The 13,085-nt window shown below is 67.3% G+C and carries 12 protein-coding genes; 9 read left to right on the top strand and 3 right to left on the bottom strand.

The annotated features are described in order from the left end of the window. Positions 1–12: 12 nt before the first annotated feature. The 9 genes from ACFT41_RS02030 (at position 13) to ACFT41_RS01990 (ending at position 8,463) form a co-directional block, all read left to right on the top strand. Positions 13–678, top strand: a complete 666-nt coding sequence (locus ACFT41_RS02030; RefSeq protein ID WP_377581411.1) for a GNAT family N-acetyltransferase — start codon at positions 13–15, stop codon at positions 676–678. A gap of 61 nt (positions 679–739) precedes the next feature. Further along, positions 740–1,834 carry a hypothetical protein gene (locus ACFT41_RS02025; RefSeq protein WP_377581408.1) on the top strand — a complete coding sequence of 365 codons (1,095 nt, stop codon included), beginning with the start codon at positions 740–742 and terminating at the stop codon, positions 1,832–1,834. A gap of 74 nt (positions 1,835–1,908) precedes the next feature. Next, positions 1,909–2,478, top strand: a complete 570-nt coding sequence (locus ACFT41_RS02020; RefSeq protein WP_377581406.1) for a DUF4254 domain-containing protein — start codon at positions 1,909–1,911, stop codon at positions 2,476–2,478. Then, entirely contained in the window at positions 2,475–4,370 is a 1,896-nt protein-coding gene (locus tag ACFT41_RS02015) for a hypothetical protein (protein WP_377581404.1), read from the top strand. Before ACFT41_RS02020 ends, ACFT41_RS02015 begins: the two co-directional genes overlap by 4 nt. Positions 4,371–4,378: 8 nt before the next feature. After that, a complete protein-coding gene (locus tag ACFT41_RS02010) occupies positions 4,379–4,933 on the top strand; it encodes a phosphoribosyltransferase (protein WP_377581402.1) in 555 nt (184 codons plus the stop codon). Continuing rightward, positions 4,930–6,006 carry a glycosyltransferase family 9 protein gene (locus tag ACFT41_RS02005; protein WP_377581399.1) on the top strand — a complete coding sequence of 359 codons (1,077 nt, stop codon included), beginning with the start codon at positions 4,930–4,932 and terminating at the stop codon, positions 6,004–6,006. The genes ACFT41_RS02010 and ACFT41_RS02005 overlap by 4 nt, the downstream gene beginning before the upstream one ends. After that, on the top strand, positions 6,003–7,136 hold the full coding sequence (locus ACFT41_RS02000; protein WP_377581396.1) for a hypothetical protein: 1,134 nt from the start codon (positions 6,003–6,005) through the stop codon (positions 7,134–7,136). The genes ACFT41_RS02005 and ACFT41_RS02000 overlap by 4 nt, the downstream gene beginning before the upstream one ends. Next, positions 7,133–7,879: an SDR family NAD(P)-dependent oxidoreductase gene (locus tag ACFT41_RS01995; RefSeq protein WP_377581394.1), complete on the top strand. Its 747-nt coding sequence runs from the start codon at positions 7,133–7,135 to the stop codon at positions 7,877–7,879. The genes ACFT41_RS02000 and ACFT41_RS01995 overlap by 4 nt, the downstream gene beginning before the upstream one ends. Beyond that, complete coding sequence (locus ACFT41_RS01990) at positions 7,876–8,463, top strand: histidine phosphatase family protein (protein ID WP_377581392.1); 588 nt, start codon at positions 7,876–7,878, stop codon at positions 8,461–8,463. Before ACFT41_RS01995 ends, ACFT41_RS01990 begins: the two co-directional genes overlap by 4 nt. Here the strand turns inward: ACFT41_RS01990 and ACFT41_RS01985 are convergent. From ACFT41_RS01985 to ACFT41_RS01975, 3 genes are all read right to left on the bottom strand, one after another. Further along, entirely contained in the window at positions 8,446–8,892 is a 447-nt protein-coding gene (locus tag ACFT41_RS01985) for an NUDIX domain-containing protein (protein ID WP_377581389.1), read from the bottom strand. The two genes, ACFT41_RS01990 and ACFT41_RS01985, sit on opposite strands and share 18 nt — an antisense overlap. Positions 8,893–9,109: 217 nt before the next feature. Next, positions 9,110–9,826 (bottom strand): M48 family metallopeptidase, encoded by a 717-nt coding sequence (locus ACFT41_RS01980; RefSeq protein ID WP_377581387.1) that lies wholly within the window; start codon positions 9,824–9,826, stop codon positions 9,110–9,112. Then, entirely contained in the window at positions 9,823–13,083 is a 3,261-nt protein-coding gene (locus ACFT41_RS01975) for a type I restriction endonuclease subunit R (protein WP_377581385.1), read from the bottom strand. The genes ACFT41_RS01980 and ACFT41_RS01975 overlap by 4 nt, the downstream gene beginning before the upstream one ends. Positions 13,084–13,085 lie beyond the last annotated feature (2 nt).

Below are 13,085 nucleotides of genomic sequence, written 5' to 3'. Positions count from 1 at the left end.
ACCGCCGAGGAGATGACGACACCCGTGGACCCCAGCGTTCGTATCCGTGCCGCCCGCTGGACGGACAGACAGGCCGTCGCCGCGCTGATCGCCGACGCTGTGCACCCCAGCCCGTTCGCCAACTGGCTGGTGCCGGACGCGGCGCAGCGCCGCCGGGTGATGACCGCCGTCGTCGCGATGTGGGTGGAACACGCGATGTTCTTCGGCGACGTGCACCTCACCGACGACCTCACCGCCGCCATCGTCGGCTTTCACCGCTACCGGCCGATCCCGCCACCGGCCAACTATCAGACTCGCCTCGTGGAGGCCGCTGGGTCACACGCTGAGCGCTTCACCGCGCTTGAGTGCCTGATCGCGCAACAGCAGCCCACCGAACCGCACTACCACCTGGCGCTCCTCGCCGTATCCCCAAGCTGGCAGAAGACCGGCCTCGGCAGCGCTCTGCTCGGCCATCACCGCGCCCGCCTCGATCGCATCGACCTGCCCTCCTGGACCACCCTTCCCGCAGAGACGGAGCGCCTGCTCGCCCGCTATGGCTACACGCTCCGCCCACCCCTCACCCTGCCGAACGGGCCGAGTCTGCGACCCATGCGCCGCAACCCCCACCACGCCAGCAGCCCAATGCCGATCAATCCCGCGCGTCCGGTCGACAACCGCTGGCAAGACCAGCACGCCTAACCCGGCCACCCCCTCCAACGGACAGACCATGGCCTTCCCTCGCAGATACCCGCCCGCCCTCGTGGACGCTGTCGTCCAGCGCGTCGCTGACGCCCGCACCATCAAGGCCTATGGCGCCGTCACCACCATCGCCCGCCAGTTAAACCTCGATCCCCGCACCGTGCAGAAATGGGTCACCAAGGCCACCACTCCACCGGCGCAGCGGGCGGACCGAGGAGCGGACAACACCCGACCATGGGATATCTACCTGGTTCCCGGGCTGCTGCACTGCAAGTTCTGCCACCAACCGGTGGCTCAGGCTGAGCCAGCCGACGCGGCACCGGCGTACCTCTGCGGAAACGACTGCTGGCCCAGGCCACTCGATCCCGTCATCATCGCCGCTCATGTCGGTCGAGCGATCCTGCGACACGCTCCACGGATCGTCCCCTCCTCCGCAGGGACACCGACGCCTCCACACCTGGCCGCCATGCACGCTCATCGCGTCCTGACACGCGTGACCGTCGGCGCCGTCGCTCGCGATATGACCCTCACCTGGCGGGCGGTACCCCTGGCCAGTTCAGACCGTTGGGATACCGAACGTGCGCAACGGGTCGCCGCCGCCCGCGACCTGACCCTCAGCGATCCGCTACGCGCCCGACACCTCCTGCACGACAGCCTCATCGGCATCGACCCCGCCAGCGCCTCACCCCACCCGGTGCACGCCGAAGCCGCCACCCTCCTGGCCGTACTGCACCTGCGGCTCGGTGAACTCGACGCCGCCACCTCCTGGGCCGGGTACGCCCACCACAGCGCCGACCACCTCTACGGGGCCACGGACCGGCGCAGCCTGCAGGCCCTGCACCTGTTCGCTGCGGCCCACCGCAGCGCCGGCCACCATCAACGCGCATACCACCTCTACCGGCAGCTCGGCGAACACTCCGCGAGCAGCGACGGCCCACGCGGCCCACGCACCCTCGCCATTCACGCCACAACAGCTCTCGTCCTGCACGACCTCGGCCACTGCCAAGCCGCCCGCAACCTGCTCGCCGACACCATCGCCACGCACCGCCGCGAGCATCCCGGTCACCCCGCCACCGCCCGCATGACTCACCACCTCGTCCGCATCCGAAAGGACTGCGTCACCAAGTGCCACCACCACGAGGACGGTGAGCGCTGACCACCGCTCTCGCCGGCCTCGGCACCGGCCGCCGTCCTTAGTAAGCCCTGCGAAGGATCAAGGAGGCTCACCCAATGCCCCTCCGTTCCGTCGGTGACCCACCACTCGCCCCTGACCAGCAACGATGTCCAACGCTGCCCAGCTCAGACGTGATCACCAGTACATTCGGTGGTCGCCCGCAGCCTCTGCCAGAGGTTTGGGTGGTTCCCCTTCACGCGGCATCTCGGCTCGCCTCGCACCACCGCGAACAATGGGCGGCGGAGACAATCTCCCGCGATCCATCCGCTGACGACCACGTGGTGGCTGCCGCCAAGAGGTCGATCGACCGTCTCAACGCCACTCGCGTCGCTCTGGTTGGGGAGATCGACTCCTGGGTTGAGCAAGTGATCCGGCCTCTGGGCGGGGCACCGTTGCACACCGAGACGATCGGCTCTGTGATCGACCGCCTGGCCATCGCATGGGTTCGGTGGAGGCGATTCTCGGAAACCGCCCAGCTGGACCCGGGCGATGTCGATCCTTCGCTGGCGCTCCAGCAGTTCACCGAACTCACCGAAGCCTTCGACACCCTTGTGCTCGACATCCATGAAGGCCGCCGCCGCATTCCTCACTGGCGCATGCTGAAGAGCTATCGGGAGCCGCGATGAGGATCGCCGTCACCCTCAACGGCACCGACAACGTCGGCAAGACCACGAACGCTCGCTGGCTGGCGTCGGCGATGCCGGATGTCGAGTTCACCGGGACAATCGATCGGTGGGACCGGCGATGGGCCGAGGTGTCGCGACGAGACTTCAGTCAGTGGTGGTTCGTCGACAGCACTACTGACGAACACATCGACCTTGTCTTCAGCTCCCACGCCGCGCGGTGTGCCGATGGCGGCCCCTTAGCTTTGGAGGACCGCGGCTGGCCGATGCTTGTGGCGACCTGCGCAGCGACAGCGGCGGTCAAGGACGGCATCTCCACCGCCGAGGCGCTCGCGCAAGTCGAGACCAAAGCACGTCGCTACGCCCCCGCGCCGCGCCGTGAGCTGCACCTGCTACTGCGCCATAGTGACCAGCCGGCGGCCGAGGCGCACCACGCCATGGCGCGTGAGCCTGTGCCGACCACCGAGCGCTACGCCGAGTATCAGCGGCGACTGGCCGAGGCGGTCGATCTTCAAGTCGATGGCGGGGAGTACCAAGCCATCGTGGTGCGCGGGCACCGCCCGATCCTCGATGTGCAGCGCGAAATCCGCGAGGCCCTGGTGCAACTCGACGTGCCGGTCGTCCCGCTGCCGCCAGACAGGATCGAGCACCTATGGGTGCTCGCCGGTATGTCCGAGAGCGGCAAGAGCACGGTCGGCGAGTTGCTCCGCGCGGAGCACACAGCCACCCGGCTGAAGATCGGCTACCTCATGCGGCTTGCCGCCGATCGGCTCGGTACGGCAGATCCATATCGTGGATGGGACGAGCTGACCCAGGCACAGATGCTCACGGAAGAGATCCTGCGCTTCGCCGCGCTGAACCCGGGCTCGCACCGGATCAGCCTGGAGAGCGCGCACCGCTTCGACGCCACAGCACACCTCCGCAGGATCTGGGGCGAGCGCTGCGAGATCGTGTTCCTCCGCCTTCCGGACAGGCTTCGCGCGCAGCGCGCCACCGAGGCCGTGGAATCGCTCGCCACCCGCGACGCGATCAAGCGGAGCCGGGGCGCAGACCGCATCGCGTCGATCGCCGACACGGCCATCGACAACGGCCGCAGCCTGGCCGCGCTGAAGAGGGCGGTCACGGAAGTTGTTCACCGCAGGTCCGGGGCCAGGGTTCCACCGCACGCCGACACGGCCATCCCTGAGGCTCTGCAACCGGTACTCGCGGACTGCGTCGCCAGACTGACCGATTCTGAGACCGCGCTCGTCGCCGCCACCGGGAGCCTCGCCCATCAGGGCTGGCTGCCGGGATGGAGCGACATCGACCTCCTTGTTGTGCGCGACACGCTGCCGCTGCACTGGCTCCAGACCAGGCGTGTACCCCAAAGCGGACCGGCAGGCGAGAAGATTGCACTGTCGTCGTTCACCACCCGGGAGATGCTAACCGGGTCGGTCCCACCCCGACTACTGCACGCGGTGCGGCAGATAGCCCACGACGGCTGCGGCCTACTCTACCGCCGAAGCGGCCTCGTACTCAACGCCTTAGACGCACCAACCGACGACCGCGCCTCACGCAGCGAGCTGCCGCTCGTGGCGATGGTGCTGCGGCGCCTCGCCGCGAAGCCCGAGCCCGATGTCCGCGCTGTCTACAAGCACGTCGTGCTGATCATGAAAGTCATCCTGCGCGCCGACGGGGTGGACCTCGACGCCAGCGAGGAGGTCCGCCTCGCCTTCACCACCAGCCATCCGGACGCCGACGTCGACCTCCCAGCAGTGGCCGAGGTCAGCGGCGACCGGTGGCGACAGGACAGAACTCTCTCTCACCGGGTCCACAGCGCCGCCGCCAAGATCCTCGCCTACCACGACGCGCTCGGCTGCTCGGCCGCGTCCAACACCCCCCAGACGGAAGGATAAGATCTTCGATGACCACCGCCTTTGACGAGGTTCTTCACGCCGATCGGGTGACCCGGCTCGGGGTGGGAGACACCACTCGTCCGATCCGCGTCGTCCACGGCCTCGACGGCATCCGCACCGACGTGGCCGCAGAACAGGTGCTGGCGACGGGACGCAGCTTGTGGAAGCGATGGTGCGAGCACCCGGCGTACCGGCCGCACGATCTTCTCCTGGGCCTTGACGCCGGCGGCATCGTGCCGACGATCGCGCTGGCCTGGGCCAGTGGTAGCCAGTACCGGCTCGCCTGGAAGGTCAACCTCGACCTACCCGGGAAGCTCGTGTTCCACGAGCCGCATGCCCGGCGTCTTGAGGTCTTCGCCTACGGCGACTTCGAAGGACTGCGCGTCCTCATCGTGGACGACGAGATCACCACCGGACTCACTTTGACCAACCTCGTCGAGGCGCTTCGCGCGGCCGGCGCCGACATCACCGGCGCGCTCTGCCTCGTCGAAGACACCGCAGGCGAGGGCCGACAGCTACTCGAGCGCAATGGGGTCCCGCTGTGCGTACTGACCACGCTGTGAACCTCGTCGAGGAGCCGGTGCGCCACCGCAGCGGACGGTACCTCGTCCGTCGTGAACAGGCGCCGCTCGGCCGGCTCCTGCCGTATCGACGGGCCAATGGAGGGGCCCCGCCCCTGCGGGCACGGCTCGACGCGGTTCGTGAGACCGGGTGGCGCGTCGACTTCGGCTCTCGCGGACTCGGCGACCTGCTGCTCGGCCTCGCCATGGCGCAGGCACTTCACGACGCCACACACGACCAGTACGAAACCCTGGAGTACTGCGGCAGCCGGGCGGACCTGATCGCCCGGTGCACCCTTCCAGTCACGGTCACGAGCGGAGACGGGCACCAACTCGGCACGCCCGGCAGCGACAACGCCTCGGAATTCGACGCGGTACCGGAATCGCCTCCAACGCTGCTCGACCTCATCGACGCCGACAGTGTCGAGGTCCATGCCGCGCTGCCGATGCGCTACTACCTCGACATCGAGCAAACCCTCGGCGTCAGGCTCCCCGCGTCCGATGATCCATGCCCCAGGTTCCAGGCGACCGTCGCAGAGCCGCAGCCATTCCACGTGATCTTCGTGGCCACGACGAGTCGCCCCGACCGCAAGGACTACGGCATCGACAACTTCAGCGTCGTCGCCGAACACCTGTCGGCCCGCCACTCGGGCGCCTGGCGCTTCAGCCTGGTGACACCACCGGGCCACCACCTCCCGGCACCCGCAGGGCAGATCGAAGTACTTCACGGCCCTACGGCGGTCGACTGCATTGACCTGTTCGCCACCGCCGAGCTGGTCATCGGCAACGACACCGGCCTGACCCATCTCGCCGCGCTCACCATCCGAGCGGACGGCACCCAACCGCACGTAGTCGGCCTCTACGGACGGCACGGCTACGCCAAATGGATCACCGGATCACCACGCCACCACGCGGTGGCCACCCCGTTCTCGCACCTGATGTCGGTCGCCGACGCGTGTCCCGTGCGGGACCGCTACGACGACAGTCTCTGGTCCACCGCGAGCGACCTCCGCGCCATCCCCACCAAGGACATAGCCGACTTCGCGGGAGAGTGCGCCGGCTGGTGGCCCCGATGATCCGCGTCGCCCGCTACCGCCGCTTCACCATGAACCGCACCTTCCACCTCGACATCGGGGCACACCGCCTCTTCGCCAAAGTGAACCCGAACCCTGCGGAGGCCGCCGCCGAAGCCGCCGGATACCAACGCATCCGCCACCACTACCGGCTACCGAGGCTGCATTCCCAATACCGCATCGGGCACTGGACCCTCACCCTGTACGACCGCCACCAACCCGACCTCCCGGACGCCGGCCTACTCCTCGACGCTCTCACGTCCACCGGCCCCGGCAGCGCGGCCAACCTCGACTGCGGGCTCGACGCAACCTTCCGGCACTACCGCCGAACCATCGATGCGACCATCTGCCGAGTCCCCGCCTCACGCGCCAACAGCAAGCTCTACCGGGACCGGGCCCAGCCTGGCGGCAGGCTGGATCACTACTACGGCCACAACCCGATCGTGCTCAAACTTGCCGACGCTGACGGTCTCCGGCCCTCTGAGCTGCGGGAGACCACCCTCATGGTCAACGGACAGCCCCGACGGCTCGACCTTCCTGTCCTCGTGAGCGAGCTGCGCGACGCCTTCCACCCGGACGAGCAGGTCTGGGCCGCGATGACCCAGGGCGATCCCACCGACTTCAACATCGGCCTCGACGCCGACAACCAGCCCGTCTGGTTCGACTACGACACCGCAGGCCTCAACGCCCTCCCCGGCGAGATCGCCTGCTTCCTCTGGTACCAGAGACTGCACGGCGCCTGGCTCGTCCCTCACTACAACACCGACGCCTACGCCGACCACAGGAAGGCACTCGCCGAAGCTGTCGAACCCACCGTACGGCTCAAGAGACTCTCCCACCGAGCCGTCGGCATCGACTACCAGCACCAACCATCGCCGGCCCGGCGGCGAGCCATCACCCGATACCTCACGACGCTCGCCCGGCCGCTCGCACTCTCCGCCGCTACGGATTTGCTCACCTGGATACGCCCGTACCTCGCCATGCGGATCCTCGCCGTCTACCCACTGCAGTTCCTGAAACCCCGCGACGCCGCTCTGTCGCTGGGCCTACTCGCCGACCTCTACGCACCCGACGCCGACCTGGAGCAGATCCTCGGACTGACCACTCAGACGCCAGCGGAGCCGCCCTTATGAGCCGCCCCATCGCCGTCATCACCGGAGCAGGCACAGGCATCGGAGCGGCCATCGCCGCCCGGCTGTCAGCCGCCTTCGACCTCGTCCTGACCCACCGGTACGACGACACCAACCTCGCCGCAGTCGTCGAGGCCGCCCGCCGCCACGGCGCACAGACCCACACCGTCACCGGCGACCTGACCGCCGCTGACACCCACGCCGCACTCAGCGCCACCATCGAGCAACACGCTACCCATCTCGCGGCCCTGATCAGCAACGCCGGCGCGTACCCCCGCATCCCGTGGAGCCAGACGGACCTCAACGTCCTTCGCGACCAGCTCGAACTCAACCTCGTCACGCACGCCGCTGTCATCCGCGCCGCCACACCAGCCTTCATCAGCAACAACTACGGCCGCATCATCGCCGTCTCCTCAGTCATGACCCAGCTCGGACGCGTCGACCTCGCCGGCTACATCGCCGCGAAAAGCGGCCTGGAAGGACTCGTCCGCGCGCTCGCCCGCGAACTCGGCCCCCACAACATCACCGTCAACACCGTGCGGCCCGGCTCGATCGAGGTCCCCGCTGAATACAGCGTCGTACCCGACCACGACGCCATGGTCCGACGCCAGCTCGACCGACAGTGCATCAAACGACGAGGCCAACCCTCAGACGTCGCCGCCGCCATCGCCCTCCTGGCCTCACCAGAAGCGGGATTCATCACCGGCCAAGCGATCAACATCGACGGCGGCTGGCACCTGTCATGACCACCCTCTGGATCCGCCACGGAACCAGCCTCGACGGAATCACCCGCCCCCACGCCCATGCCCGACCCGACACACCCCTCACCGCGCGCGGCGCGGCACAGATCGCCGCCACCGCCCACACACTCCGCAAGCGTGGTGTCCGGCCGGCAATCGTGTTGACCAGCCCGCATCCGCGCGCCGCCACAAGCGCGGAGATCCTGGCTGCGCTGCTCGGCGCGCCGCTCGCCACCCCAAACCCGCTGTACGCCGAGTGGCGCGCCCCCGATTGCGTTCTCGGCAAAGGACCTGAGGAGTACCCATCTGAGTACCAGAACTGGCGCACGGACCGGCTCCGCGACCCGGACTCGGCCCTGGCCGGGGGCGAGAGCCTCACAGCGCTCTACGAACGGGCGATGGCCGCCGCGGTGGTCCTCGGACACCCCGCCGGACGAAACACCGCCTTGATCGTCTCGCACCGAGTACTCATCGGCGCCATCGCAGCGATCACCGCCGGAGCGAGTCGCCCCCAGGACGTGTTCGAAGCTGCGCGCCGATTCACGCTCGAACCGGCAGGGATCTGGCCCGCCTCAGCTGAACTCCGATAGCAAGGCATCGGCGTTCGCGAGGATGAACTCCTTCAGGGCCTCAGGCTTCAGGTCCACCTCAGCAAGCTGGTCGACTGCCACCCGGTCCAAGGCATAGCCACCACGGCCCGGATCAGTGAACTCCGCACCCGTACGGGCACTCTCGTCAACCCGTGTGAGCCGGCAGGAGACGAAGTGCTGTACGGACACCCCCTCGCCGGACAGCGAGCTGAACAAGAACACCTGGCTAAGGCGCTCTGCCTCCGCGCCCAACTCCTCCCGCAGCTCACGGCGCAGGGCTGCATCGAGGGATGCGTCCGTCGGCTCGAGGCCGCCACCGGGCGCAGTCCAGTAAGGGGCATGGCCAGGGTTCGTCCTCTTGATCAACACGAGCTGATCGCGTTCGTCCCACAGGATCGCCCGTACCGACCGACGTACGACCTCACGCATGTAGACCCCTATCAGCACTTACTCAAGGCGCGGGCGATCTGAAGTTACACTGTGACGTAGTGCAAGCACAAAATGCTCAGATTGCGTACCGTGAGCGTGACCTGGTCTCGACAGTGGCGGGGCAGACGGCCCGATTCAGGCAAGGATGAAACAGCTCCCGTGCGACGACCATAGCTGCAGATGGCAGTGACTCTCGCCAAGTAATGCTCATCGAACGTCAACCCATCCATAGTCGGGCACCGGCGCCGAGCAGATCGGACTTGCGGCGTTCGTAGTCGGGCATAGCCCGTTCCACCATCGCCCAGAACGCGGGCGTGTGCTGCGGGTGCGCTACGTGCGCGAGCTCGTGCACCAGCACGTAGTCGATCAGCGACGGCGGTAGCTGCAGGGTTGCCCAGTGGATATTGAGCCGGCCATTGCCGCTCAGGGACCCCCATCGGTAGCCGAGGTCCCGCACATCCAGCCCGGTCGCGAACATCCCCATCCGGTCGGTCCACGGACGGATCCGACCTGGCAACCACTGCCGGCCCCGAGCGCGATACCAGCGGACCAGATATGCGCTCGGGTCTGGGCCGGCCGCCGCCGTTCGGGGAAGAAGCAGCCGACCGCGCTCCATCCGTACTTCATCGGTGTCTGCGACGAGCAGGCGGTGGCTACGGCCCAGGTATGCGAACCCCTCCCCGCTGACGAACTCCTTTGCTGGCCGGGCGGATAGCAGGAGGTCCTTCTCGGCCAGCTTGCGGTAGACCCACATCCGTTTCGAGTACGCCCATGCGGCCAACGCGTCAGGTGGGCATCCGGTAGGTGCCTGCAGGTACAGCGACCCGTCCCGGTCGACGGTGATGCCGACGGTGGCGCGGCGCGGCGACTCACGGACCGCGAAGTGCAGGTCACCGATGAGCATCGTGTCGGGTAGCGCTTCGGCCACGCTCACGGCGACGACGCCAGCCGGTGGTGGTTGTGCTTGGCCAGCTCGAGCAGCCGGTCGGCGAGCGGTCGCAGCATGGCGTACTCGAACAGGTCGCTGCCGTCCTCCAGCCGGCTGTCGTCCAGTCGCGCGATGATCGCCCGGCGGAGCTGTTCGCGTTTGTGCGGGTTGTCCCAGAACCCGACCAGACGTATGTCGTCGCGGATGAGGTGTACGACGTCGATGGTGGCCTGCCGTAGCGGTCCGGCGATCTCGGTGGCGACCGGTCGGCCGTAGTCGGCCAACTCTTGGGCGATGAGGTCGTGGAACGGTGCCTCGATACCCGGGTCGAGTCCGTTGCTGTCCTCGGTTCGGCCAGAGGTCACCACCGGTAGGAAGTCGGCCAGCGCCAGTGCGAGTTGCTCCCACTGGTCCCGCAGCTGGCTGATGATCTGCTCCAGGTGCTCGGACAGCCGCTGGTAGTGGGCCGGGTCGGTGTCCATGCGCTCGCCGATGTGGTGCCGGATGGCATGCTCCATCTCTGATGCCTTGGCTCGCGGGCTGGTCAGTCCGCTGACCTTCTCCGCGTAGTCGGCCGAGGTGATGGAGATCGGTGGGATCTTCTGGGTAATGCCCAGGGATTGGACGTGCGCGTCGATCAGCGCTCGGACCTTCTCGCCGTAGACCCGAACGTCGAACAGCGTATGGTCGCGGTAGCGGCGGCGGGCCAGCAGCGCGATCGTGCCGAACGCCTTCGCGTCGGCCACATACGGCAGGGCCTTATCCGACGGCAAAACGATCTCCATGCTGCGGTTGAACGCCTTGAGTGCTGCCTCGAACCTGGCCCGCAGCCGCTCCTCGGCCAGCGCCTCCACGCAGGCGTCCTGCCCCGCCACACTGCTGAAATCACTGATGCCCGCGAAGAGCTGACGCACCGCGGCGTGAGCGGCGGCCAGCCTCGGTACCTCGTCGTTGAGGCTGGTCAGCGCGCCGTCGATGTCGTCGTCTGCATACGCTTCCAACGCCTGCGCCAGGTGGTGCGCGACGCCGTAGTAGTCCACGACGTAGCCGACGCTCTTACCCGAGGTGGTGCGGTTGACCCGTGCGATGGCCTGTAGCAGGTCCGCCTCTCGAATCGCCTTATCCAGGTAGAGCACCTGCTCGCGAGGTGCGTCGAAGCCGGTCAGCAGCATGGCGTTGACGATTAGCATCGCCACCGGGCTGGTCTGGTCAGCGGGCACGCCCGGCATGGGCAGCTTCTTCTTTTTGAAGTCGTCGACCACCTGCTCGTACCCGCTGGTCCACTCCACGATGGGCGACTTGTCGTTCTGCATGCCGGAGATCACCGGTACGAAGTCGAGCTGCGCGACGACGTCCCGATAAGGCCACGCCCGCACCAGTAGGGCACGCTTGGCGGTCAGCCGATCGACCCGCTCCAGGGCGTCTGGGGTCTTCCACGCCGGATCGAGAGCATCCAGCTCAGCGATCAGGGCATCCCGGGCAGCCAGGAACGCGGTCCGGTAGCGGACGGTGGCGAGTCGGCTGGTGGCCACCACCTGCGCCTTGAAGCCGTTCGGCAGCACCACCTCGACATAGTGGCGCAGCATGTTCGCCGCCTTTGCGGCGATAAGCTGCTCGGCCTCGGCGACGTGCCGCTTGGTGGCGTACCGCTTCTTCAGCTCCTCAGTCTGCTCCCGGGTGAGCCCGTAGAGGTCGATGAACTCGTCGATGTCGTCAGCGTCGTTGATACCGCCACGGGTGGTACGGCCCTCGTACAGGATCGGCACGGTCGCCCCGTCGGCCTCGGACTGGCGGATGTCGTACCGGTCCAGGTACTCACCGAAGATCGTATGGGTCTTCTTCTTTGCACCCATGATGATCGGCGTACCGGTGAACCCAACCCTGGCCGCGTTGGGCAGTGCCTTCTGCAACGCCGCATGCAACGCGTTCGAGTGCGACCGGTGCGCCTCGTCGACAAACACCAGCACCTCGGCGGACTTGTCCAGCTCACCAATGTTCTTCAGTGCAGCGTCGTCGGTCTTCTTCGCCTGGGGGTTGCGGTACTTCTGCACCATCACGAAGATCAGCGCCTTGCCTGGGATGGCCAGCAGCTCCTTGGCTTTGGCCACCTTGGTCGCCGTACGGACCGTCTCACCGGTTAGCTCCGCCGTCTCGGCGAGCTGCTTCTGCAGATCCTTGCGGTCGGTCACCACAACGACCTTGAACCCGACCAACGCCGGGTGCGATCGCATGGCCCGAACCAGGAACACCATGGTCAGGCTCTTGCCCGACCCCTGGGTATGCCAGATGATTCCGCCGCGCCTATCGTGCTCGCCGTCCTGCGCCCGGGTCGGGCCGGTCAGCAGCCGCTCGATCGTCGTGCGGACAGCCCGGTACTGCTGATACCGGGCGATCACCTTGATCTTCCGGTCCTCCGGCTGCGTGAACAGTGTGAAGTGCCGCACCAGGTCCAGTAGCCGGGCCGGATGCAGCATGCCCGCGACCAGCCGCTGTTGCGGTGACAGATGCGCCACACCGAGGGAAGCCTCCACATCCCTCTCCGGTACGGGGGCGGTCGTCTTCCACTCGGCGTAGTGCTCCACCAATCCAGTGAACGTGCCGGACTTCGCAGTCTCGAAGCAGGTCGCAACCACGAACTGGTTGGTGTGGAACAGTCGCTCGCTACCCTCCGGCTCCACCGATTCCCGCTGATTGGCATACCGGCGAAGCTGCTCCACGGCCGAACCGATCGGATCGGGTGCAGTCGGCGATTTGGCCTCGACTACGACCAGTGGAATGCCATTTACGAACAGCACCGCGTCCGGCCAGATCGGCGAACGGCCGCCGGGTGGATCCACCCGGAATTGGTTGACCACCAGGAAATCGTTACGAGCGAGCGGGTCGGGGCTCGTCCAGTCGACGAAGTGGACTGTGCGAACCCGGCCACCGTCCCAGCCGTCTACGCCATCCACGGTGGCACCGCGCAGCAGCCGCTCAGTCAGCTCCTCGTTGACCTCAAGGAGGGATGTCGCCTGGGGCCGGGTGAGCTGGGAGATCGCCTGGTTGATTCTGCCGTCGTCGAGCCACTCGCGGCTGTTGTCGTTGAGGTTGATCCGGCGCAGCGCGGCCCGGAGTCGGTCGAGTAGGAGCACGTCCCGAAAGCTCTCGCGGCCGGTAGTAGTCGAGGCGGAAGCTCTGCCGCCCTCGGTGTGCCCCCAGCCCAGGCGCACGAGTTGTTCGATCAGCGGCCGCTCGACCCGCTCATACTCCGGCCCAAAGCTCACGC

The sequence above is a fragment of the Micromonospora sp. NPDC057141 genome, assembly GCF_042670805.1.
GTDB lineage: Bacteria > Actinomycetota > Actinomycetes > Mycobacteriales > Micromonosporaceae > Micromonospora.
This window is presented reverse-complemented; position numbering and strand designations above follow the sequence as displayed.

What these genes read in the sequence shown, in the direction of transcription:
- ACFT41_RS02015 (WP_377581404.1), top strand. Translation starts at nt 2,475, where the DNA reads ATGAGGATCGCCGTCACCCTCAACGGCACCGACAACGTCGGCAAGACC.
- ACFT41_RS01990 (WP_377581392.1), top strand. Translation starts at nt 7,876, where the DNA reads ATGACCACCCTCTGGATCCGCCACGGAACCAGCCTCGACGGAATCACC.
- ACFT41_RS02020 (WP_377581406.1), top strand. Translation starts at nt 1,909, where the DNA reads ATGCCCCTCCGTTCCGTCGGTGACCCACCACTCGCCCCTGACCAGCAA.
- ACFT41_RS01985 (WP_377581389.1), bottom strand. Translation starts at nt 8,892, where the DNA reads ATGCGTGAGGTCGTACGTCGGTCGGTACGGGCGATCCTGTGGGACGAA.
- ACFT41_RS02000 (WP_377581396.1), top strand. Translation starts at nt 6,003, where the DNA reads ATGATCCGCGTCGCCCGCTACCGCCGCTTCACCATGAACCGCACCTTC.
- ACFT41_RS02030 (WP_377581411.1), top strand. Translation starts at nt 13, where the DNA reads ATGACGACACCCGTGGACCCCAGCGTTCGTATCCGTGCCGCCCGCTGG.
- ACFT41_RS01995 (WP_377581394.1), top strand. Translation starts at nt 7,133, where the DNA reads ATGAGCCGCCCCATCGCCGTCATCACCGGAGCAGGCACAGGCATCGGA.
- ACFT41_RS02010 (WP_377581402.1), top strand. Translation starts at nt 4,379, where the DNA reads ATGACCACCGCCTTTGACGAGGTTCTTCACGCCGATCGGGTGACCCGG.